General features: G+C 74.9%; 2 protein-coding genes. One reads left to right on the top strand and one right to left on the bottom strand.

All coding sequences use genetic code 11. The annotated features are described in order from the left end of the window. Positions 1-136: 136 nt before the first annotated feature. The gene (gene ilvA / locus LCD35_RS25795; RefSeq protein WP_224960261.1) at positions 137-1,348 is read right to left on the bottom strand and encodes a threonine ammonia-lyase; all 1,212 of its coding nucleotides are present in this window, start codon (positions 1,346-1,348) and stop codon (positions 137-139) included. A gap of 171 nt (positions 1,349-1,519) precedes the next feature. On the opposite strand from ilvA, the gene LCD35_RS25790 reads away from it, so the two are divergent. Continuing rightward, complete coding sequence (locus LCD35_RS25790; protein ID WP_224960262.1) at positions 1,520-1,759, top strand: hypothetical protein; 240 nt, start codon at positions 1,520-1,522, stop codon at positions 1,757-1,759. Positions 1,760-2,010: the final 251 nt, after the last annotated feature.

Raw genomic sequence — 2,010 nt, 5'->3', positions numbered from 1 at the left:
CTCAGCCCGCGCCCCGGCGGGCGGGGCTGCGGACAGGCCAACTTAAGGGCGCTGTGCGCGCCCCGCCCGCGGCCGCGGCCCCGGCGCGCCACCCGGGCCCGGGGGGCGCCCCGCGGGGGGGGCGGGGGGGCACCGCTCACCGCTCGGAGGTGACGGTGTAGCCGGCGCGGGTCAGCTCGGCGACCACGTGCTCGCGGTGCTCCGGCCCGCGGGTCTCCAGGCTCACCTCCACGTCCACCTGGCCGAGCGCCAGCGCCCCGGAGATCCGGGAGTGCTCGATGTCCAGCACGTTCGCCGCCAGGTCGCCGAGCCTGCCGAGCAGCTCCGCCAGCGAGCCCGGCAGGTCCGGCAGCCGCACCCGCAACGACAGGTAGCGGCCCGCGGAGGTCATGCCGTGCCGGATCAGCTGCAGCAGCAGCAACGGGTCGATGTTGCCGCCGGAGAGCACCGCGACCGTCGGCGGCGCCAGCAGGTCGGGGCGTTCCAGCAGGCCAGCGACGGCCGCGACCCCGGCCGGTTCGGCGACGAGCTTCATCCGCTCCAGGCACAGCAGCAGCGCCCGGGACAGGGCCTGCTCGCTCACCGCGATCACGTCGTCGACGAGGGCGGACACGTGCTCGAAGGTGACCTCGCCGGGCTGGGCGACGGCGATGCCGTCGGCCATCGTGCGCGTGTCGGACAGGCGCACCGGAGCTCCCTGCGCCAGCGAAGGCGGCCAGGCCGCGGCCTGCTCGGCCTGCACCCCGATGACCCGGACCTGCGGGCGCAGCGCCTTCACCGCGGCCGCGACCCCGGCGACCAGGCCACCGCCGCCGGTGGGCACCAGCACGGTGCCGACCTCCGGCAGCTGCTCCAGCACCTCCAGCCCGACGGTCCCCTGCCCGGCCAGCACGTCCGGGTGGTCGAACGGGTGGATGAACTCGGCACCGGTGCGGGCGGCGTGCTCCTGCGCCAGCGCGAGGGTCTCGGACAGCACCGCGCCCTCCGCGCGCACCTCGGCGCCGTAGGACTGGGTCGCGGCCAGCTTCGGCAGCGTCGCGCGCTCCGGCATGAACACCGTGGACTCGATGCCCAGCAGCGAGGCCGCCAGCGCCACGCCCTGCGCGTGGTTGCCCGCGCTGGCCGCCACCACTCCCGCCGCCCGGCGCTCCTCGTCCAGGGCGCGCAGCCGGACGTAGGCACCGCGCAGCTTGAACGACCCGGTGCGCTGCAGGTTCTCGCACTTCAAGTGCACGTCGGCACCGACGTGGTCGCTGAGCACCCGGGAGTGGGCGAGCGGAGTGCGGCGGGCCACGTCCGCCAGGTCACCGGCGGCGGCGCGGATCCGGTCCAAGCTGATCAGGGACATGCGCCAATCGTGCCCCAGCGCGAAGCCGGACCGCCGACCGAGGTGTTGGGTACGCTGCTCGGTACGCGTGATCCGCCCGCGGCATCGGGGGTCTGCCGGGGCGCGCGCACCCACGACGGCGCAACGGCGCGCGGAGCGGCGGCTCCGGGGAGGACACGGATGGCACCGGCGATGGCATCGACGGGAACGCTTCCACTGGTCGGCGGGATCGCGGTGGCGGCGGTCCTGTCGGCGGGCGCCGTGTTCGCGGTCGCCCAGGCGGGCTGCGACGAACCCGGCTCGTACCGGCAGCAGGACGGGGTGGTCGAGCTGATCGGCGGCTGCGTGCAGGCGGAAGACCTGCCGGTCTCCCCGGAAGCCCAGGACGGCATCCCCCCGCACAACACCACGGGCACCTCGGTCGCCCCCTGACCCGAAGCACCCGCCCCGCACGTCGTCCTGTCAGCGGCGAAGCCGCTGAGCAGCGACCCAGCACGCAACCGGACCACCCGCGGGTCCTCAGCCCGTCTTGGACCCTGCCCGACGGTTCGCGACTCTTTCCTGTCAGCGGCGAAGCCGCTGAGCGGCGACCACCAGAGCAGCAGGACCACCCGCGGGTTCTCAGCGGGATTCTCGCGAGGACAGCTTTTTCGCCTGTGGCGGAGCCACCGGTGAAAAAGATC

The sequence above is a fragment of the Saccharopolyspora sp. 6V genome, assembly GCF_020176785.1.
GTDB lineage: Bacteria > Actinomycetota > Actinomycetes > Mycobacteriales > Pseudonocardiaceae > Saccharopolyspora_C > Saccharopolyspora_C gregorii.
This window is presented reverse-complemented; position numbering and strand designations above follow the sequence as displayed.

Excerpts from the sequence above, each read along its gene's own strand:
- ilvA (WP_224960261.1), bottom strand. The coding sequence starts at position 1,348 with ATGTCCCTGATCAGCTTGGACCGGATCCGCGCCGCCGCCGGTGACCTG.
- LCD35_RS25790 (WP_224960262.1), top strand. The coding sequence starts at position 1,520 with ATGGCATCGACGGGAACGCTTCCACTGGTCGGCGGGATCGCGGTGGCG.